General features: G+C 37.5%; 13 protein-coding genes. 7 read left to right on the top strand and 6 right to left on the bottom strand.

The window, feature by feature from the left end; genetic code table 11:
- Window positions 1-16 precede the first annotated feature (16 nt).
- From AC07YC_RS20225 to AC07YC_RS20215, 3 genes are read left to right on the top strand one after another with little or no spacing between them, the layout of a single operon-like run.
- Window positions 17-1,096 carry a FecCD family ABC transporter permease gene (locus tag AC07YC_RS20225; protein ID WP_494920266.1) on the top strand — a complete coding sequence of 360 codons (1,080 nt, stop codon included), beginning with the start codon at window positions 17-19 and terminating at the stop codon, window positions 1,094-1,096.
- Window positions 1,097-1,100: 4 nt separating this feature from the next.
- Window positions 1,101-1,862 carry an ABC transporter ATP-binding protein gene (locus tag AC07YC_RS20220; RefSeq protein WP_494920265.1) on the top strand — a complete coding sequence of 254 codons (762 nt, stop codon included), beginning with the start codon at window positions 1,101-1,103 and terminating at the stop codon, window positions 1,860-1,862.
- A gap of 13 nt (window positions 1,863-1,875) precedes the next feature.
- Entirely contained in the window at window positions 1,876-2,886 is a 1,011-nt protein-coding gene (locus tag AC07YC_RS20215) for an ABC transporter substrate-binding protein (protein WP_089987152.1), read from the top strand.
- A 102-nt stretch (window positions 2,887-2,988) separates the two neighbouring features.
- Here AC07YC_RS20215 and AC07YC_RS20210 read toward each other — a convergent pair whose 3' ends face one another.
- The 4 genes from AC07YC_RS20210 to AC07YC_RS20195 all read right to left on the bottom strand — a co-directional run bounded on the left by AC07YC_RS20210 (window position 2,989) and on the right by AC07YC_RS20195 (window position 9,798).
- Complete coding sequence (locus AC07YC_RS20210; protein WP_494920280.1) at window positions 2,989-3,561, bottom strand: 4'-phosphopantetheinyl transferase family protein; 573 nt, start codon at window positions 3,559-3,561, stop codon at window positions 2,989-2,991.
- 77 nt (window positions 3,562-3,638) lie between these two features.
- Window positions 3,639-6,806, bottom strand: coding sequence for a non-ribosomal peptide synthetase family protein (locus AC07YC_RS20205; protein ID WP_494920264.1), 3,168 nt, complete (start codon window positions 6,804-6,806; stop codon window positions 3,639-3,641).
- 131 nt (window positions 6,807-6,937) lie between these two features.
- Entirely contained in the window at window positions 6,938-8,686 is a 1,749-nt protein-coding gene (locus AC07YC_RS20200) for a methyl-accepting chemotaxis protein (RefSeq protein ID WP_336637165.1), read from the bottom strand.
- Window positions 8,687-9,243: 557 nt separating this feature from the next.
- Complete coding sequence (locus AC07YC_RS20195; RefSeq protein WP_494920263.1) at window positions 9,244-9,798, bottom strand: hypothetical protein; 555 nt, start codon at window positions 9,796-9,798, stop codon at window positions 9,244-9,246.
- 119 nt (window positions 9,799-9,917) lie between these two features.
- Between AC07YC_RS20195 and AC07YC_RS20190 the strand changes: the two genes are divergently transcribed.
- On the top strand, window positions 9,918-11,255 hold the full coding sequence (locus AC07YC_RS20190; protein WP_494920262.1) for an AAA family ATPase: 1,338 nt from the start codon (window positions 9,918-9,920) through the stop codon (window positions 11,253-11,255).
- The gene (locus AC07YC_RS20185) at window positions 11,248-11,979 is read left to right on the top strand and encodes a hypothetical protein (protein WP_336637168.1); all 732 of its coding nucleotides are present in this window, start codon (window positions 11,248-11,250) and stop codon (window positions 11,977-11,979) included. Before AC07YC_RS20190 ends, AC07YC_RS20185 begins: the two co-directional genes overlap by 8 nt.
- Window positions 11,980-12,026: 47 nt before the next feature.
- On the opposite strand, the gene AC07YC_RS20180 is transcribed toward AC07YC_RS20185, so the two are convergent.
- Window positions 12,027-17,111 carry a DUF4132 domain-containing protein gene (locus AC07YC_RS20180; protein WP_494920261.1) on the bottom strand — a complete coding sequence of 1,695 codons (5,085 nt, stop codon included), beginning with the start codon at window positions 17,109-17,111 and terminating at the stop codon, window positions 12,027-12,029.
- A 13-nt stretch (window positions 17,112-17,124) separates the two neighbouring features.
- Window positions 17,125-17,544 (bottom strand): hypothetical protein, encoded by a 420-nt coding sequence (locus tag AC07YC_RS20175; RefSeq protein WP_494920260.1) that lies wholly within the window; start codon window positions 17,542-17,544, stop codon window positions 17,125-17,127.
- A gap of 650 nt (window positions 17,545-18,194) precedes the next feature.
- Between AC07YC_RS20175 and AC07YC_RS20170 the strand changes: the two genes are divergently transcribed.
- The gene (locus AC07YC_RS20170) at window positions 18,195-19,367 is read left to right on the top strand and encodes a glycosyl hydrolase family 18 protein (RefSeq protein WP_419719868.1); all 1,173 of its coding nucleotides are present in this window, start codon (window positions 18,195-18,197) and stop codon (window positions 19,365-19,367) included.
- A gap of 126 nt (window positions 19,368-19,493) precedes the next feature.
- Complete coding sequence (locus tag AC07YC_RS20165) at window positions 19,494-21,707, top strand: YcdB/YcdC domain-containing protein (RefSeq protein WP_494920259.1); 2,214 nt, start codon at window positions 19,494-19,496, stop codon at window positions 21,705-21,707.
- Window positions 21,708-21,724: the final 17 nt, after the last annotated feature.

The following is a 21,724-nucleotide window of genomic DNA, read 5'->3' as shown; positions in this document are numbered from 1 at the left end:
TAATAGAGGTGACATTTTGGATAATCAGGAAGCTAACAGAATAGGGATGGGCAATATATATTATGTCATCATCTTGCTATTAATCGGCTCCATTATAATATCTGCCGTTTTTTCTGTATCAATTGGTCAGGTCAGTATACCCTTCAAGCAATCAATGGATATCTTGTTGCATGCTGTATCTAATGGAAAGTTTGGCACACTCGATAGTGTGGATAGTGAGTCCTATTTGAATATTATTTTACAGGTCAGAATGCCACGTGTTATTTTTGCACTGCTCATTGGTATTGGACTTGCTTTATGTGGGGCTGTGATGCAAGCAGTTGTACAAAATCCTCTTGCTGATCCATACATACTTGGTATTTCTTCAGGGGCATCATTGGGTGCAACCTTTGCCATTTTAGTTGGCTTTGGCAGCAGTGCATTGCTGGCACAATTCGGGGTTGCCTTTGGCGCATTTGCAGGAGCCATGCTTACTTCTATGGCCGTGCTAATTTTATCTAGTATTGGTGGTAAAGCAACATCGGTAAAGCTCGTCTTATCTGGTGTTGTGATAGGTGCATTATGTAGCTCATTTTCAAGTCTTATTATCTTTTTTGCCAATAATGCTGAGGGCATAAAAACCGTTACTTTTTGGTCTATGGGAAGTTTAGCCTCTGCAAGCTGGGATAAAACACCGATTTTAGCAATCGTCATCGCATTAGGAGCTGCATTATTTCTTTTTCAACATCGAGTGCTGAATACGATGTTACTTGGAGATGAATCTGCTATCACATTAGGTATCAATTTAAGTGTTTACCGTAAATTGTATATGATTCTCACATCGCTAATAACAGGAACGATGGTTGCTTATGCAGGTATGATTGGTTTTGTTGGCTTAATTATTCCACATATTACGAGAGGGATTTTCGGGGCGGATCATAAACGATTAATGCTAGGAACGTTACTCTTAGGAGGACTTTTCATGATATGGGCAGATATTTTGTCTCGAACATTAATCGAGAATGTTGAACTACCGATTGGCATCATTACTTCTGTCATTGGATCACCATTATTTATCTATATGATTGTAAAAAAAGGTTACAACTTCGGAGGGTAGAACAATGGAATTAGTAGCGAAGGAAATAGAAGTAAAGATAGGAAAGAAGGAAATTGTAAAAAACATCTCCATTCATGTAAACAAGCAGCAATTTGTGGGCTTAATCGGACCAAATGGATGCGGAAAGTCAACTTTACTGAAAAGTATTTATAAAAGCTTAGTGCCACAAAAAGGGATGGTTTTTTTAGATGATTTAGACGTTTTGAAAAGCCCAGAAAAGAAAATCTCACAGCATTTAGGGGTGGTAGGGCAATTCAATGAAATGCATTTTGATTTAACCGTTCAGCAAATGGTGATGTTAGGCAGAACACCTCATAAAAAAATGTTAGAGTCTGATAATCAAAATGATTTTGAAATTGTCGAAGAGGCATTAGCACGCACGAACTTACAAGCTTACAAGGGACGTAGTTTCCTTTCATTATCTGGTGGCGAAAAGCAACGGGTTATTTTAGCGAGAACAATTGCCCAGCAGCCTAAAATTATGATCTTAGATGAACCAACAAATCATCTAGATATTCGTTATCAAATTGAAATACTTTCTTGTGTGAGAAGCTTAAATATTGGCGTGTTAGCAGCACTTCATGATTTAGAAATGGCTGCACATTACTGTGATTATCTTTACGCAGTAAAAGATGGTGAGGTTTATGCGCATGGTACGCCCGAGGAAGTTTTAACACCCGAAATAATAGAAGCTTTATATCATATTAAGTGTCAAACGTTTACTAATCCAGTGACGAATGGATTAGGATTTGCATATGGACTATAGGAGGAGCAACAACATGAAGAAAAAATTATTACTAGGAATTGGTTTGGCCGCTTTATTAACGTTAACAGCTTGCGGTAATACTAGCAAAAATACTTCAGAAGAAGCACAAACAAAAGAGCATTATCCATTAACTATTGAAAACTTTACAAAGGCTGAAGGTGGTTCGACTTGGGACAAGAAAGATCAAGTATTCGATAAGGCACCTGAAAAAATTATGGCAAACACACGCCCAGCAGCAGAATTATTATTGCATTTAGGACTAGGCGATAAAATCGTTGGTGTTGGTGCAAACTTTGGTGCTGTCGATAAATCTGTGGAAGAGGAATACTCAAAATTAAATATATTAAGTGATGAATATGTAGGGAAAGAGGTTACATTAGGAACTAATCCAGATTTAGTATTTGGTCGTGGTGGCTTATTTGATAATGCTGAATGGGGAGTAGGCACAGTAGATTCACTAAACGAAATGGGTATTAAAACATTTGTTTTAGAATCATCAATCACAGGTGGCACGTATGATTCTATTTATAAAGACATCGAAAATATCGGTGAAATTTTCAATGTTCAAGACAAGGCAACTAGCTTCATTAAAGAATTAAAAGATCGACAACAAGACATTACTTCTAAATTAGAAAGTATTAAAGAAGAAAAAACATTTGCTTATTTGCATACAAATGATCCAAAGGAACTTTTTGTATACCCAGCACATGATGAAACATTCTTTAATGACGCATTTAAAATGGTTAAGCTAGATAATATTTTCAAAGATGAAACAGGAGATGTTAGTGTGGAAACATTAATTGCATCTGATCCAGATGTGTTAATTCTTCCAAACTGGGATGGTTCTGATCTGACAAAAGTTCGTGAAGAAATCTATGCTAACCCTAAGCTTTCGAGCATGAAGGCTATTAAAAACAAACAAATCTATATTGTAGATTACAATTATATGTTTGGTTATGGCTATAATACAATAGATGGTATGGAAGCCTTAGCGAAAGAAATGTATCCGGATTTATTTAAATAAACTGTATTGGAGCTGCCCATTGGTCTATAAAACAGACATAATAGGCAGCTTTTTTGTTCATAAACAAGGAGGAGAAATGATAGTTTTCTCCTCCTTGTTTGATTACTGTAGAAGCTGCTGTCTATTTAATGTTGTTATTTTTACATTGGTAGAGCTATTGTTCCAGCATATGGTGACAGGATGACGTTGATCAAGATAAAGTAATTGCGTTGAAAGATCTGCTCTTGTCGTTTTAATATCAATAGTATCAAGCAAGTGAGGCGATAGGTTAGGAAATAAGCCTGTTTTAAAAAGAGCCTCTTTTAATGTCCAAAGTTCATAAAAAGCATGGAGAGGCTGATGAAGGGACATATGGAACTCTTGTTTAGATAATGCATAGTGCATAATATCTTTATTCACGGGCTTTATTTCTTCAACATCAATGCCTACTCGCCCGTTTGTTGTTAGGGCCAGAACAATCCAATCACCAGAGTGAGAGAGATTAAAATCGCCTTCCCATTGTTTGTGATTCGCTACAGTTGGACGACCATAAATGTCTTGAGTAATATGGCATACAGCCTTACTCAAGAATGGGAGGAGCGCCCACCTGATAAGGGTGTTACCTAACAAGGCTCTTTGACGGTCCTGCCACTGCTTGTACTGCCTGATATTTTTTTGGACATGAGAAGGGAGCATTATAGTAAATGCATTCCATTCTTCGGAAGATAACTGTTCCCCTAATGGGAGTGCAAAAAGCTGTATATCATTTCTGTTCATCGCATATTGACTTGTTTGGGCTCAGGGAAGTAACCTGTTTCGATCCCATATTCAATCATTTGATGAATAAATGCTGTATTTGGTACAGCACATTCAATACTTGCGTTTGCTAGAAATTCAATCGTTTTTTTGCAGTTAAAGATAAATGGTGAGTCACTAGCTCCATCACCTTCTAGCTGTGCAATAGCTAAAGCTAAATATTCTTGTACTTCGATAGAATGGTCATCATGTAATAGCCAATTTGTATACTCTTGCTTTGTCATGACTTGTAAATCATAGCCAAATTCCTTTATCATGTCGATTAATTCTAAATAAGTAAGTGATACAGGATTGCATAGATGGAAGATATGTCCATTTGCTGCTGGCTGATTAGCTAGGTATACTAATGCTTGGCTAGCATAATTAATCGGTGTGAAGTCTACATGCCATTGCACGGAAGGTGTTTTACCTAAGTAAAGCATAGATTTAATCATACGGTAAAAGGCATTATCATTGATATTTCGTTGGAATTTTCCTGTTTCAGAATGACAACTTAAATTACCTACACGATAGATAGAAATAGAAATCGCGTCAAGTACAGCATTTCTTACGAGATTTTCTGCTTCCAGCTTACTTTGTGTATAGACACTATGAAGCTGCATATCGTAGTTGAAATCGCCTCTTGCCTCATCTGGGCCCCATTGAATGGCAGCGAGCTCCTCTGGAATGCCGATTGTTGATACATAATGAAAATGAATACCGGGCTTACCCTTTGCCAATTCAAGTAAATAACGTGTCCCATTGACATTAACGTTATTAAAATGATCCGTCTCTCCGAAGTGACGTACATCGGCTCCGCAATGGATGATGGCATCGATTTCTTCTATTAGAACCTTTTTATCTTCGCTAGTTAAATGAAGGTTCTTCTTTCCTAAATCTCCTTGAATGACGGTTATTCGGTTCTCCATATGTTTAGTGATGGTATGTCCAAAGTAAAATTGCATACTATCCTTTAGCTTATCCTCTAAAGTGGCCTTTTCACTTGGTCGAATAAGACAATAGATATGCGCTTTGGTTGTCACTAGCAGCTCGTATAATACATGGCTTCCTAAATAACCTGTCGCACCTGTTAATAAAATCGAAGTCATCGGTAACGGCTTCACCGTTTCTGAAACTGGAAGCTTACTAGGCTCCATTAAATCCTTATAGACAAAGTTTTTAGGTGTTGTTTCCACGTCCAAATCTTCAGGCTGATAGTTGCCAATGTATTGATCTAATTCAGCAATCGTTTGATATTGGAAAAAATCCTGAATCTTTAGGAATGGTATATGCTTCTTCACTTGGACAAGAATTTCAAGTACTTTTAATGAATGTCCACCAATGTGAAAGAAGTTATCGTGAATGCCTATTGGACTGTTGCCAAGTACATACTCCCATGCATTCGCTAGTAAAAGCTGTGTATCATTTTCAGGGGCAACGTATAGATGACTCCGTGATAATGTTACATCCAATGTAGCCAACTGCTTGCGATCGATTTTGCCAGTAGGGGATAGTGGCATTTCTAGCAATTCGATGAATCGTTCAGGTACCATATAATCTGGTAAAAGATTGTTTAAGTAGTCTCTTAAAACTTGTTCCTCTAGCTGTATACCATTTGCCGCTGTGTAGTAAGCAAATAAATGGTTTTGGCCGTCAGACATTTTCTTAGCTATGACCACAGATTCCTGAATGATAGGATGATTGCTTAGAACGGTCTCAATTTCTCCAAGCTCAATACGAAAGCCTCTTACTTTAATTTGTGAATCTTTCCGTCCTACAAATTCAATGACACCGCTAGGTAATAGCCGGACTAAATCACCTGTTCGATACATTTTTTGATCTGGTTTAAATAGATGAGGGACAAAGACCTCTGCTGTTTTTTCAGGTTGATGTAAATATCCTGCCGCCAGACCAGCTCCTGCAATACATAATTCGCCTGTTACATGAACTGGGCAAAGCTGTTCATCCTTATTCACCACATACATTTCATAATTGGCAATCGGTCTGCCAATAGGAATACTTGATTGCATGTCTGTTAACTGACTTTTTATCTTGAAGTAGGAGGTTAAAACTGTACATTCAGTTGGTCCATAGACATTTATAATTTCAGTAGAATATCCGAATTTTTCCTGCCACTTTTGGACAATCGCAGGCAATAGGGCTTCGCCGCCTACCGAAAGATATTGTAGCGTCATCAGCTTGTCCCGATAATCTCTAGGTAAATGTGTGGCTAGTTGTGTAAAGAAAGCGTTCGGTACAGTTGCAGTTGTTACTTGCTCTCGTGCAATCATATCAGCAAATGCCTCTATTGAAAGACGCTCAATACTTGCGAGCATATGGAGTCTTGCACCAGAAAAGAAAGCGGTGAAAGTCTCTGTTACAGAGGGATCAAAACTGTAAGAAATAAACTGAGAAAATACATCTTCTTCAGTCGAATGGTAAATTCTTTGATTATCTGTTATTAGGTTAATAACGGCTGTATGTTTAAGCAAAACGCCCTTAGGTTTACCAGTAGAACCAGATGTATAAATAATATAGGCTAAATCGGATGGAAGTAAGTTACATGGTAAATCCTCTTGTGAATGACCACTCTCCATTTGATTGATTGTTAGCACTGTGGGTGATTGGAACTCATTATGTATTAGGTCATTCAATAAATCATTATATTCGTTTTTCGTTATGATAAATGGTGCACCAGTATCATGTAAGAGATATTGGCAACGTTCTTTTGGATAACTCGGATCAATAGGAATATAAACACCACCAGCTTTTAGCACGCCTAACAAACTGATGATAGTTTCCTTACTACGGTCCATAATAATAGCCACATAGTCACCTTTTTGTAGACCATTGGCGATTAGCATATGTGCAACTTGATTAGATTTTTGATTTAACTGACGATAGGTCATCTTGCCATCTTCATAGGAAAGAGCGATACGGCCTGCAAATTGCTGTGCTACTTTATAAAATACTTGTGGTATCGTGATAGTTTTATCATAGTCAGCCATTGTACGATTTAGTGTTTGATAAGCTAAAGTATCCTCTTCATTTAATAGCTTTGTATGATTGGATAGTAGCGTATTTTGTTTAGAAAAATGCTTTTTAAACTGTGATGTAGGACAATCAAATTCTCGTTTATTATTCAATCATTACAACTCCTATTTTAGAAAAGGGCAGTCACTTATGTAGGAAATTTTAAGTCCTTTAGCTCCAGCAGAAGGTATTCTGTAGAAGCAAAGGGACCAAAAATACCGTATAAGGGCAGCCCTTTCTCTTATTATTTCACTACAAAGGTATTGACAACATTCAATAATTCATCAGATAACTCGGATAGTACTTGAGCTTCCTCAGACACTCGCTGTACTGTATTTAGCTGAGAGGCAGACGTTGCAGCTACTGCTCTTGTACTATCTTTAGAGTTGATGGAGAAGTCCTCCATATCTTTAACTGCGGAAGTCACTTGTTCCATGCCAGCCGCCATTTCTTCAATAGTTGCGGACAGCTCTTGTATTTGTCCAGTTACATGATGAATAGATGTTAATATTTGACTAAAGGATTGTTCTGAATCGTTTATCATGACAATACCATGATCGACTTCCTCTACCGCACGAACCATGACATTCACAGATTCATTTGTATCGTGCTGAATATGAGAAATAAGCGTGGAAATTTCTCGGGCAGAGGCCTCAGACTGTTCAGCTAGCTTACGTACTTCATCAGCTACAACGGCAAAGCCACTGCCAGCTTCTCCTGCACGGGCAGCTTCAATTGCTGCATTTAAGGCTAGGAGATTTGTTTGAGAGGCAATTCCGGTAATAATGCCGACAATTTCTTCAATTTTATTAGAATGATCGCCAAGCAATTTAACAGATGCTGCTGATTGATTGACTGCCTGACTAATCGCATTCATTTGAGCGACAGACTTATTAGTTGATTCATTCCCTCTTTCAGCTTCCTCAGATGCTAAGATAGAAGATTCCGAAATTTGATTGGATGTCATAGCAATACGTTGAATTCCAATACTCATTTCTTCTATTGTAATGGTACTTTCATTGGCTCTTTGAACTTGAAGATCAGCTGCACTTGCAATTTCTTGCATGGAAGATGCTACATTATTATAGGAATCAGAAGTTTCCTGCATGTTCGTAGACAAAATATTGGCTGTGTTTGAAACACGTGCAGATACATTTGTTGTACTCTTAATAACAGTTTTTAAATTTTCAATCATCGAATTAAAGTTTTGCGTAAGCGTTCCTACTTCATCCGTTGAAGTAACGGGTAGAGGATCAAGCTCTAAATTACCTTCTGCTACTTTTTTAGACTGTAGGGAAAGCTGTTGAATCGGTGTTAATTTTTTTCTTAAAAGAGTATACACAGCAATGGATGAACCAATTAAGAAAATAACCGTTACTACCAATGTCCAAAGTGCCTCTGACATAGCCTTGCCAGTTACCATCGAAACGTCATAATCAATAGCATATGCAGCTAGCATAGTTCCATCATCATCTAAAATTGGTGTAAGGCCAGTTTTATAGCTACCAAACTCATCGCTATAGATATCTGTAGCTGTAGCTTCTTTTGTCTCAAAAACTTCTTTAATTCTCGCTAGGAAATCAGGTGATAAACCCATAGCAATCATGTCCTGATTATACTCAGCACCTAGTTCAAGTATACTAGAAGATAGGACAGGGGCATTAATATTTTCACCATCAACTGTAATTAAAAAGAGATTGGTAATGCTATCTGAATAATCATTAATAGCATCCATTTCCTTCGTCAGTCGAATTGCATCGGAGTTACTATCTGAAGGATTATCTAAGATAGATTTCAATGTGTTCACATCAATTGTTTTGGCTAAGATCATACCTTTGTCATCAAGCGATTGATTCATATCTGTTAAATTACTATTTCTTACTATATAATAAGAAAGACCTAAAGTAACTAACCCAAACAGTAATAAAATACTTACCATTATAGCGGTTATTTTTTTACTAATGGACATATGCTGCTTCTTACGTTTTTTCATGCTTTTCCTCCTAATTATATTATACCGATTAATTCATGTTAAGGATGAGAAATAGGTATTGTTATCGATGAAATAAAAGCTAATTCAATGTAAAGTCTAGATGTCATTCATAGAATTCCAGATGCATTCTCAATAAATATGTACCAGTGAAAAATAATCTAATTATCCCCTAACAATAAACTACTATACTGCCAAAAAAAATGATTCACAACCCAGAAAACTTACTATTTGCAGTGTAGATTTAAATAGGTAAACGAAGATATTTAGTGTTATAGTCTATGTATTTTGTAGCTTAGACAATATTTTTATGAAAATTCAAAAGGGAAATAATATAAAAAACAAGTATGCTCAAAACTGAGTCAATTTTAGTTTAATTAAAATTTGGCTAAAATCTTATTTTTTTATTTCTCTTTAAGTCTTTTTGCCTATTAAGGAATGTCATTTCTGCTAGAAAATGCTATTGCCTTTCTTCGTTTTTATTATGGAAATAAAATATAAATATGTAAAAAAAGGCTTTTCTTTATTCGTAAAAGAACAAAGAGAAAGCCTTTTATTTTTTATGGCTGTCTGGGGTTGCCGATAATACCTGGCAATATGTTTGGTAGTCCCGGCAATAATGGAGGTGGGAAGCCCGGGAATTGTCCCCCTGGAAACGGTGGATAAGGCCTTGGTGGTTGTGGTGGATAAGGCTGCGGCGGATAGGGTCTTGGTGGCTGTGGTGGGTAAGGCTGCGGCGGATAGGGTCTCGGTGGCTGTGGTGGGTAAGGCTGTGGTGGATAGGGTCTTGGTGGGTACGGTTGTGGCGGATAGGGCGGCGGATAAGGTGGTGGATAGGGTGGTGGATAGGGTGGTGGATAGGAGTTGCCAGGAGGTGTTCCTGTACCAGCAGCCGTTATTTGGCTAACATCAACAGTCACCAATTGACCGTTATCTAATTGGATTTCAGCTGTTCTTCCTCCTGTTCCAAATGTTCGAATCAATGTACCTGAATAAGTCCCTGTAGGAAGTGTCACCCATATTTTCATACCTGGACGGAATTGACTATTAAAATCTTCAGGAGCCAATCTAGGATAAACCAATGAAACACACCTTTCTTCATGTTTCTTTAACATATGCCTACCTACTATGAGTGTTATAGGCTATAGGCTAATTGATAATTAAGTATGAGATTGTTATAAAATATAACAATTTTCATTATAATAGGGGAAAAGAGCTAAAGGATGTTTAGTAAATGGCAATCATAAAAGTAAAAAAAATTAAACTAAAAAATTTACGGAATGTACGACATGGTGAGGTTACTTTAGCAGTTAGCTTCGAGAGCTTTTTACAAGCAAATGTGGTTGGTCTTTACGGACAAAATGGCTCTGGGAAGACAACCATTGTAGATGCATTTGGTTTATTGAAGGCCCTTATTTCAGGTTGGCTGGCTGAAGTGAAGCTACCCCCGCAAGAAAAGCGGTTAATTTTAGCAGGTGAGGATACAGCCAGTCTCGATTTTGAATTTTTAGTTGAGAATCAATTTGGTACATTCTTTGTCCATTATTATGTGGAGCTGCAGGAGGATCAGCATCGGCTCTATACAACACTGGAACGACTGTCGTATAGAGAAAATGATAAAGGAAAACGGTCAAAGGTGTTAATGGCTATGACAGAGAAAGGTATCCAAATACGTAACTCAAATTTGCCTGATATGAGTGAACAAGCACGTATTCAATTGCTTGTTATTCAGCAATTAGCAAGAAAGGAATATAGATCTTTTCTTTTCCATAAGGATTTGAAGCCATTATTACAGGAACGGTTGACCGAACAAGAGATTCAGCTAATCAAAAATATAGCTATTGATTTTAATCGAGATTTACATGTAGTGAATAACCAAAATATTGCCCCGCTATTTGAAGAACGGATCATGCCATTTAGTATCCATTTAGAGAAAACAAGAGGGCAAATTCCATATGACTTAAAGGGTCCTGCCTTATTGCCAGAAGATGAATTCTATGCTTTATGTGAAGTGATTGAACAGAGTAACCGAGTGCTGGCTGCTATTATTCCAGGTCTGACTATTAAGATCAATATTATTACAAAGCAGACAATGGATGATGGGGGACAAGGCATCCGTTTTGAATTTTTATCGCAGCGTGGAGAGCAAGAATTACCCTTGCGAACAGAGTCAGAGGGGATATTGAAGATCATTTCGATTCTTAGTGTATTGATTGCCGTATATAACAATCCAAATGCTTGTGTCGTTATTGATGAATTAGATTCAGGTGTTTTTGAATATTTGCTAGGTGAGTTGTTAACAGTGATAGATGAGGAAGGAAAAGGACAGCTTGTTTTCACATCCCATAATCTACGAGTGTTAGAGGTGCTAGCTATTAAAAATTTATGGTTCACGACAACGAATGAGAATCACCGTTATATGCAGCTAAAGGGTATTAAAGAAATAAATAATGCCAGAGATGTCTACTTGAGAGCTATTCAGCTTGGTGGACAGGATGAAGAGGTTTATAAAGAGACCAAAACATTTAAAATTAAACGTGCTTTTCGTAAAGCAGGTGTGCAGCATGACTAAAAAGGTACTTTTAATCATTGTTGAGGGGCAGACAGAGCAAATTATTTTAGAGGATTATTTGGATACTTACTTCGCGGATACAACGATACGTTTTGATGTCCAGCGTGAGGATGTGTTGACAAAATGGGATGCCCATAAACGCATCCCCAATATTAAAAACAGTGTTATACGCGTAATTCAGAGTTATTTAGATAAATATAAATTTTTAGCGAAGGATTTAACTGCTGTCATTCATATAACAGATGCAGACGGTTGTTTTATTGCACCAGAATGCGTCAGGGTCGATGAGAATATCGAGCAAAAATTGTTTTATACAGAGGATGCCATTTTAGTGAAGTCCGATAAGCGTAAAGAGCAAATTGAACAACGCAATGAGATGAAGGCGAGGAATGCCAGAATCTTAATTGCGAATGACCACTTTAGTATTAATCGCTTGAAAGTGCCTTATCAATTATTTTATTTCTCTACAAACTTAGAGCATGTACTATGGGATGAACGTAATGAAATCCCAACCGAGAAAATCCACAAGGCAGATGAGTTTATAGAAAATTTGTCTGGTACGATTGAAGAATATTTAAAGGCTTATTTGCCAGTCGATGCTGAACTACCTTATAGGGAAAAAATGAAAAAAAGCTGGTCGTTTTTAATGGAAGGAAGCCATTCATTACAGCGAGGAACGAATGTACCTCTTTTATTTGAAATGATAAAAACAAATGTACAATAAAACAGGTGACGCATGTTGTTTCGTCACCTGTTTTTGTTTTGTACCTTTTAATGCGTTTGTTCATAGCTACGAATATGAGCTAAAATGGCTGGGTCCTTCATTTTAGTATCTTCACTGAGCATTAAAAGCTTTGACATAATTTCAGCTGTTCGTGGATCATCATCCACCATAGGTAAGAATATGCGTCCACGATGCTGAGAAGGGACTGCGACAATTGGTATCATCGAACCACCGACTTGATGGACCACACCGCTGCCTAAATGCAAAGAATAGCTTGCTAATTTACCTTCAATAAGGACATGTTGTTTCTTCACTTCTACATTGGAAAGCTTTAATAATTTTGCCAATTCCTCAACGATAATAGTCCGCATTTCAACAGTGGAATGACTAACCTCAGGGTCGACACCACCAACATGGGCAACGCTGACAACGAGGTCCATATCCCGCATAACCTCAGAGAAGATTGCAGCTGGAATATCATCTAAGACGATATGCTTTCCTGTTAAACGATCGTAGAAATAAACACCTTCGACTGCAGGCGCTTCGATTTCTGCTGGAGTAAACCAGTCTGCCTGCGCATACAAGGATGCCACTATATTTTCTTTGTAATACACCTTACGAGGTCCAGTTTCATAACTAATTTGCCAGCCTCGTGTTTTTAGCAAGGCTACTGTTTGGGATGGATTGACTTGGTGTCCCGCATAACGTAATGACTGTTTTAGACCTTTTTCGTCTGCATTTATAAGATATAGCTCACGGAACACTTGTTTAAATGGCTGTTGTATTTTGTGTTCGAACATATAGGCCTGCCATTGTCTCCATTGACCACTTTCAAGAAGATGGTAAGGGTGAGCAATCATTAAGGGTGTTGTCGGAGCAAGATTCACGACATTCCCTGATAGTACTTGTAAACCCTTTGATGTAATCATCCCAACATGCTCGCCGCTAATAAAGACAAGCTTTTGTAAAAGCGGAGCAAGAATCGGGTGAGCTAACAAATTAATTAGCTCTTCCGCTGAAAATTTGGTTTCTAATGTCATTGCCTGCTCTAGTGCTGGACGTGCACGTTTATATTGTTCTTGTAAATCTTTACGAGCTTCTTGAAGAGTAATAACGTCCGCATGCTTTTTTAAAGCAGCTGGTATGTTTTTTAGACGTTTACCATCTTTTTCAACGATTATTGTAATAGCGGCATCTTCTTCAATTCGTAAGTGCGCTGTTATTTGTTCGATAGGCTGTGCTTTAAATAAATGCTGAATATCGTTAAAGGCTGATAATTCCATTCGCCATATGAAGCGAGTAGCTTCTCCGTCTCCAGCGTTGCGGGCTAAATTTTCTAGTGCAATACTAGCTGCTCGTGATTCACTTGCCCTACGTTGAGCTCCAAATTGTTTGCTTTCCTTTAAAAACTGTTGAATAAATTGGTAACGATGTAGAGCATCTTTGTCATCTGCCGTTTTTAACGGAATCAGTCCAAGTGCACGTAGTTTATCTTTATTGCGTTTTTCCTGAATTTCTTTCATTAATGGCTTTGGACTAAGTGTGCCAATGGCTGTATCTGCATAAAGCTGAGCACGACGGTGGTTGGCTCCTTCTGAAGCGTATTTCGCCGCATCATATACAAGTTTAAAGTTCTTGGAGCCGAGTGTTTGATAAGCACTTTGGAACCATGCTAAATCAAAGGCGCCATCACGAAAATCTTCTGCCGTTATGCTGGAGAAGAGGGCAATTTGATCTTTGGCAAAGTCTGATAAAGAATCTGTAGTATGGGCAATAAAATACCAAGCAGATTCCTTTAGTCCTTCCCAGCCAATCACCTCGCTGACAAGGTCAATCCAATGCTGGTTATACATCATAGCTTCAATTAAACGTTCTTTAGAAATCTCTGTTTTTTGCCATGCTTCTTTTAACTGCTGTGCGGTTTCTCCTTTTTGAGGATAGCAGCTAGTTAAAAGGCGAGAGAAGACATCCTTTTTCGTCTCTGCCTGCCATATATAACCTCGTGAAAGCTTTTCACCATCAAGTGCCTGTAAAATTTTCAGGAAATAATCGATTCCCTCAAAGTAAGAAATGCTACTAGCAAGCTTGGTAACAGCTGTAGGAGTATCGCCACGCTTTAGCTCGATAGCTAAGATGCGATCAATCGCTTGTTTACGAATGGCAAGGAAATCAGCTAAGTCTTCAAATGATTGGTAGCGATCCAACAGTTTACTTGGTTCAGTAAATATTTCTGAGGCAAGATTGTTCGTAAAAATAGCTTCATATAAATGGTCTTGCGTCAATAAACCAACTTTAAATGCATCTAAATATTGGAATAAGGATAGATCGTATAGACTTGGGCTATATTTTTCTTTTTGCATACGCTTTGTTAGCTCTTCATTGATGGCAAGCATTTTAGCATAGCCTTCATAAGTTGCATAATTAGATAGTCGATCGACAAATGCATCAATAATATCTAAGTCGACAATTGTAGAGGTAGATTGATAGTAGTAATAGCCTTTATCTCTTACTTCCACTCGCCACTGATCAGCAGGGATTTGATGTAATAGCTGAAGCACAATACCAGTTGCCTGTTCAAAGCTATTAAATGCTGGTGCATGCTGTTCTAGTAATGAAACTGCTTCTTTATGCAATAGTGTCTCTCCTGAAATATTTTTGATATCTTGCGACAAAACTGAAAAGATTTGCTGAAGCGTATAGTGATATTTCATCGAGTTAAATTGGGCAATATATTTTTTCATTTCTTCATATTGAAAGAAAGGTTTTATAAGAATATGGGCTGCTTCAGAAAGGTCTTGAGCAGCAGGGTATTCTGATAGATGATTATAAAAGTTGAAATAAGCTAAGTCTTCAGTGCTAAAGGATGATGATTTAATCCACTGAACTATGGCCTCTGGTATAGGATAAACATCTAGACTGGCATTTCGCTGACTGTCTGTTTTAGAGGCCAAGATACTGTATTTTTGCCCTAAAGTAGTCATCATTTTAGTGTCATTCCATTGATAAGTTTCATATTCAAAATTAGCATATTCATCAAGTATTTGAATAAGTTGTTCTAGCTTGGAGAGTAGCTTATCTAAATCATATTGAAAGAATTTTTCAATAGGCGTAGGTGTTTGTACATATAAAGGTATAAGCTGTTGCCAAGGCTCTTCACCATTCATTTTGATCGCGCTATTAGCAATGCGATCGTATGGAATAGGAGCATGTGGTGAATATAAACCAAAGCCATTGCTTTCGTTATATTCGGGTACATCTCTTGCTACTAATTGTTCTAATAGTACTTGTTCATTTTTTGTTATCTTTGGTAATAGGGAGCATAATGTCGTAATTTGCTCGCTCGCTAAATGGTAGTCCTTAGATGCCTCTAACAATAATTCAAGACCACCAAGTCTCTTTAGCTGCTTACTGTCTTTTATTAAACGTTCAGCACTTTCCAATACATGATCCTGTGGTTGAATTTTCAAGAGTGAAATGGCTTCTTTCCGCAGAGCCCCAGATTTATTGGCTAAAAGATCCTCGATTTTTGCTATTTCTTCTTTAGTTGGTGTCAATGCATGTATTTTCTTTAATGCAAGGGAACGATTGATAGAGCTTCGATCTCGTAATGAATTGAATAGAAACTCACGCTGTCCTTTTGTGATTGGATCCAGACAATAAATATTCAATAAGCCGATCCTACTTGATGGTGGATAAGCATCTGCATGCGCAATGATTCGTTGGAATAACGCTTCATCCTGTAAATGATACGCAAGTACAATTTGTGTTGAAATTAGGTCTTCGAATGACAAGTGAACAAAGACAAAGGATAGAGGCTTGCCTGTAATGGATAACCCATCTTTGGTCATTTCATTTTTTGCCCATTCAAGCTGTTCAAATAATGCATATTCTATGCCCTGTAGCTGTGTATTGTCTTTCATGAAGCTTTGAAGTGTTTTATCCCACTCATCATCTCTTGCATATTCACTATTGATATAGTGGTTGGCATGAAGGAAATTATCCCATGCAAATGCAAAAATTTCTATATCCTTCGTTGTTACAATTAATTCCTTCACGAAAGGCGCTGTAAAGGATATTTTTGATAGGTTCTTCAAAAAAGCTAGCGTTGTAAGCTGAATATGCTTGTCTCGCTGTAAAAGTTCGGCCAACAGCACATCTAGCTTTGTATAATCTTTTGTAGAAGTCGCCCATAATGCGACGTAAATATCAATGGTCCGTTCACTTTTTAGCAACTGTTCAGTGAAATGTTCATCTTCCATCGCTTGGATGGCTAAGGACAAAACTTCCTCCGTTATTTTTTGATTTTCGAAGCTACTATAGCCAAGCCCCATCCATGTATCGACCGCTCGTATAACAGAGGAGAACCTTGTTAGTTGATGCTCCTGAATAAGTTTCATCATGTAGAGCTGTGCATCTAGATTCCCGTGGTCAATATTTTCTACAATTGCTTGTCGAAGCCCTTCTTGACGTGCAGCCGCTACTAATAATTTTCCAAGCGCTTCATGCATCCGACTATTGCTCGATTTAAAAATGCCACGAATGAGTGGATGACCGAAAAAGCTACTGCGGTGCTCATCAAATAAAATACTTTCTACTTTATCTTCAATGATTGGATTTTCTAAGGATAACTCTTCAGCAAGCAACTGCTCAAATACTTGAAAGCCCATTACTTTTTCATTTTCGTTTTTCAATACATAGGAGCTATAGTTCGGGTAGGTACCATGCTCATATTGGCTATGGTGTGCTAGTAAATCCTCCAGACTAATTTCCTCGAATGTCAGCATTTCTTCTATTAATTGTAGACATTGAAAAAGATGATCTTGTACGGGCTGTGCTGAACGAAATGATCGACGTAACATATCGGTTTGGAACATCGTAGCATCAAAACGTAAAGCTAGTTTCTTAATGTGGAGAGCGCGTTCCTGTGAAGAAAATAATATAAGCACTTCTAGTAATGGTCCGCTAAATAGCTCCTCTAGTGATTGAACGTGCTGTTCTGTAATAAGCTTTTCAATATCGTAATCACGATTGTCCATATACTTTAATAATGCGGCTGCTAATGGCTGTATAGTTGACGGTGCTGTGTCAACTATACTTTGAAAATATGTTTTTTGTTCATGTGATAGTGTCATGAGACATTCCTCCTTACCAAATTCGTCCTGCAAGCATGGTTAATCTAATAAATGTAAAAACATCGTCTTCCTGTACAGTTAGTGGCGAATTAAGCGAATCTATAGACTCCTCATTGTGAAGTACTAAGAAAAGCTCATCTTGAAAAGCTTGAAGCATTGTAGAGACAGCTTGGTCTACTGGTTGGAATGAATCGCTTTTTTTCTCTCCAAAATGGACTTTGCCATGCTCAGCCGCATCCTCTAATTGCTGGTCGGTTAAATAGAGATGGAGTGGCGTATCAACCATTTTCTCGTTATATTGTTGTACCTGTTGTGTGACAAGTTTAATAAGTAAATCTTGTAAATTTATGACAGGCTCTTCAATGAAAAATGGAATCTGTTGAAGCTTACGTGATTTCTTACCAATTACTTTTTGTTGGTAAAATAAACGCAATCTAACACCTCCTTACAATAATTTCATTATACAAGAGTGATAACTGTGAAAAGAATAAGGCATCCGACGCTAGTTGCATAATTATTTTTGGGAAATGTGTAACAAAAAATAGCATGTTACGGATTATTAGTAAGGTAGAAAGAGGGGGTAGGCTTGCAAAAGAATTTGTTGAAATTAGAACGTTTGTACGATTAATTTCATAGAGGTATGTATCAATTTGCGCTCTATAATATAAATACTATGGAAAGCAGAGGATATTACACAAAAAAATTTCAGGCTACTTTTACTATTGATGAGTAATAGAAAGTGAACGCTTGTGTGGAAAATATAACGAAATAATGATGTTAAACATATTATAATGGAGCATTTATTCGCCAAATCTATAAAGCTAGAAGGTTAGAAAATATACCACTGTAAAATCCCTTGCCACTTTGATGAATGGATTTTTATATGGTTTCTAGAAAGACATTATTTCTTTAATTATCTCATAAACTTTATAGGTATGATTTATCAAGCTAGAAGGAGGCAAGATCATTCAAATACATGTTGTACGGGCTGGCGAGTCTTTATGGGGTATTGCGCAGGCGTATGGGACTACGGTTCAAAGTATTGTAGATGCCAATCAAATTCCAGACCCAAATCGTTTAGTCGTGGGGCAAGCTCTTGTAATACCTATTGTTGGTAGTTTTTATTATGTACAGCCAGGAGATAGTTTATGGTCAATTGGACAACGCTTCGGTATTAACTATGTAACACTTGCGCAAGTCAACGGTATAAACCCAAATCAACCATTAGCTGTTGGGATGAGATTATATATTCCGCAACCACCAAAAACAAGAGCAGAAACATTAGCATACTTAGAGCCAAGAGGTACTTCGGTTAGTGAGGTACTTTTAAATCAAGCTAGGGAAGCGGGTCCCTCTTTAACATATTTAGCTTTATTTAGCTACGAGGCCAGACGGGATGGTACCTTACGTGTGCCGCCTAGTCAAGGTGTAACTCAAATTGCGGATGATACTGGGGCTTCCTTGGCAATGGTCGTTACGAATCTGGAGAATTTCAGTTTTAGTGGAGATCTGGCGAGAGATATTTTTCAAAGTACAGCTGTTCAGGACTTGCTCTTTGATAATATTCTTGCGGAGGCTAGAAAGCTAGAGGACGTTAAGGATATCCATTTTGATTTCGAAAATTTACCAGGTGATCAACGAGAAGCCTATAACAATTTTTTAAGAAGAGCGGTGGAGAGATTCCATGCTCAAGGATACACAGTATCTACTGCTTTGGCTCCAAAAACAAGTGCAAGTGATCGAGGTCCCTGGACTGCGGGGCATGATTATAGGGCACATGGTGAGATAGTGGACTTTGTTTTATTAATGACCTATGAATGGGGTTATTCTGCGGGACCACCGATGGCCGTTTCGCCACTTCCTGAAGTAGAGGCGGTTGTCAAGTATGCGGTGAGTGAAATACCTGCAAGTAAAATTATGCTAGGACAAAATTTATATGGTTATGATTGGACATTACCATTTGTTCAAGGGGGGCCATTTGCTGAAGCATTGAGTCCTCAACGAGCTATTGAAATTGCCAAACGTTATAATGCGGCAATTCAATATGATTGGAGAGCACAAGCTCCGTTTTTTGAATACTATGATGAACAGGGTAGAGCGCATATTGTATGGTTTGAAGATGCAAGATCTATTCAAGCTAAATTTAATCTAGTCAAACAATATAATCTTCGTGGCATTGGCTATTGGAAATTAGGATTACCGTTCCCTCAAAATTGGGTATTAATTGGTGCTAATTTTGATGTGGTGAAGAAATGACGCGAGGCAGAAGAATAGGGTTTACCCAATGTATTTTCTTCTAGGCTGGTAATTATCTGTAAAAATGTTTCTAAATATCGGAAACTATATTATAATTATGGTAAATAGTATTTTAGGAGGGATATTTTGGGTAAATTTAAAAAGTTAGGAATAATTCTAACATCAACAGCATTTTCTGTTGGTATTTTAGCACCAATATCGCAAGCATCAGCAAATGTAAAGGAATCATCGGAGCGTATTGAAATTCAGGTAGCTTCAACTGAAACAAAAATTACAAAAAATATGCTAATAAAAAAGCTACGATCACTATTCCCGGAAGAGTTCAAATTTGTAGCGGATCAAGACTTTAATTCTGGACCTGGACACTTCTATAGAGATGATACAACGGTTCGATATGAACTGAATTTCTATAAAACAATTAAAGGTAAAGATGTACATGGTAGCTTTGTATTTAAAGGCGATAATTTAGAATTAGAAAGCTTTTATTATCAGCCTGCAAATATAGCAGAGGCAATCTATCCAGCAAAGTATTCAGAGAATGAGGCACAAAAAATTGCACAAAAATTCCTAGGTAAATTTGCAAATGCGGATAATTACAAACTTCGTGATGATTATAACGAATATGGTTTTAATATGACGAGACCGTTATCAGAACCGATTACTTACTCCTATGTCTATTCACCAATTTATAATGGGGTCCTTATTGGAGATCAAAGTATTACGATTAATGTTCTGGCAAATGGTGAAGTTACGGGGATGTCTAGTAATGCAGAGTCTATTAGTAAAGCTTCCTTTGATAGTTTAGATCAAAAAAAGAAAGAGGAAGATATGCTGGCACAAGTTCGTGATAATTTAGCTGTCGAACTTCGTTATTATATTGATTATGACTACAGATCTGATCAACGTAATGTGAAGCTTGTTTATGCACCTGCCACAGGGTTCAATGGTGTACATGCTCTAAATGGGCAATGGCAGACAGCAAATGGTTTCACGGAACAATTGCCGAAGACAAAGAGCGTTGAAAAAATTTCAGCACAACCTTTACCACCAAGAAAGAACGGTATGACGGTAACTGAGGCTGAAGAATTCGCGAAAAATTTCTTAAAAGTTGATGAGAGTAAAGCAAAGCTTACGATCGATTTAGTAGATGAAAGAGAAAATGACAATGGTGAGACGATCTACTCTGTCAACTATACGTATATGTATGGCAATGGTGGATCTGGTAGCTCTTTAGAAATTAATAAGGCGACAGGTGAACTAGTTCAGTATCATGACCTATCGAGAGATTTTTTAACAAATAACAAAGGAAACGCAATTTCTAAGGACGCTGCATTGAAGAAGGCAACGGATTACTTGAAGGAATGGGCACCTTCTTATTTACATGAATATTCAATGCCAATCGAGGATGCTTTCTTTAATGAAAATGGTAAGGAATATTACTTCACCTTCCCTCGCATTATGAATGGTATTGCAGTTGTAGGAGATGGCTTACATGTAGGGGTTGGCTCTGATGGATCTTTACGCTCACTAAGTGTATATAAGGAAAAGATAGATAACTGGCAGCCTATTAATAATGTTATATCCGCTGACAAAGCAAAAGAAGCTTATAGCAAAGCACTTACATTGCAATTGCAATATGTAAAACAAGATTCAGAGAATAAACTCCATTATGATTTAGTATATGCACCTACTTACAATGGAAGTTTATATAACCAAATTGATGCTATTTCTGGTGAATGGTTAACTAATGTAGATGACTCAAAAGAGAAACCCGTGATTTCTCATCCAACAGCTGCCAAAGAGTTAAACTATTTATTCAACCAAAATGTGTTAGATGTAAAAGATATAGCAAACTTTAATGCGGATGCTGCTGTAACAAAAGGAGAAGCATTGAAAATTTTATTGAACTCCTTAACTTACGGGTACTATGGCAATGGGGATGGAGAAAAGCAATCCTTCAACAATATTGATAAAAAACATCCGCTCTATGGGGTAGTAGAGCAGGCGGTTAAAATGGGCATCATTCAGCCTGCTAATCAATTTGCATTAGATGCTACTCTAACTCGCCAAGAGTTCGCAGAGTGGTCAATCAAACTATTACAATTAGACAATGTTGCTAAATATAAAGATATTTATAAATTAAACTTTGCTGATGCATCTTCAATTGATCCAGCGTATACTGGCTATATTGCATTAGCAAATGGTATGGGGCTAATTGAGGCACAGCAAAATAACTTTAATGCTACGAAGAGTGTGTCATATGCTGATTTGGCTGTCTCGACAGTCCGATTAGCAAAGGCTATTCAAGAAAATAAAGTTGATCGCAATTTCTATTATTAGTTGTATGTTATGAAAAG

It is taken from the genome of Lysinibacillus sp. GW247-5R2A (assembly GCF_059424475.1).
The sequence above is the reverse complement of the archived record's forward strand: the minus strand, read 5'-3'. Positions and strand labels throughout refer to the sequence as shown.

Coding starts and splice junctions, on each gene's coding strand:
- AC07YC_RS20200 (WP_336637165.1), bottom strand. CDS start 8,686: ATGAAAAAACGTAAGAAGCAGCATATGTCCATTAGTAAAAAAATAACC.
- AC07YC_RS20190 (WP_494920262.1), top strand. CDS start 9,918: ATGGCAATCATAAAAGTAAAAAAAATTAAACTAAAAAATTTACGGAAT.
- AC07YC_RS20195 (WP_494920263.1), bottom strand. CDS start 9,798: ATGTTAAAGAAACATGAAGAAAGGTGTGTTTCATTGGTTTATCCTAGA.
- AC07YC_RS20210 (WP_494920280.1), bottom strand. CDS start 3,561: ATGCTCCCTTCTCATGTCCAAAAAAATATCAGGCAGTACAAGCAGTGG.
- AC07YC_RS20185 (WP_336637168.1), top strand. CDS start 11,248: ATGACTAAAAAGGTACTTTTAATCATTGTTGAGGGGCAGACAGAGCAA.
- AC07YC_RS20180 (WP_494920261.1), bottom strand. CDS start 17,111: ATGACACTATCACATGAACAAAAAACATATTTTCAAAGTATAGTTGAC.
- AC07YC_RS20215 (WP_089987152.1), top strand. CDS start 1,876: ATGAAGAAAAAATTATTACTAGGAATTGGTTTGGCCGCTTTATTAACG.
- AC07YC_RS20220 (WP_494920265.1), top strand. CDS start 1,101: ATGGAATTAGTAGCGAAGGAAATAGAAGTAAAGATAGGAAAGAAGGAA.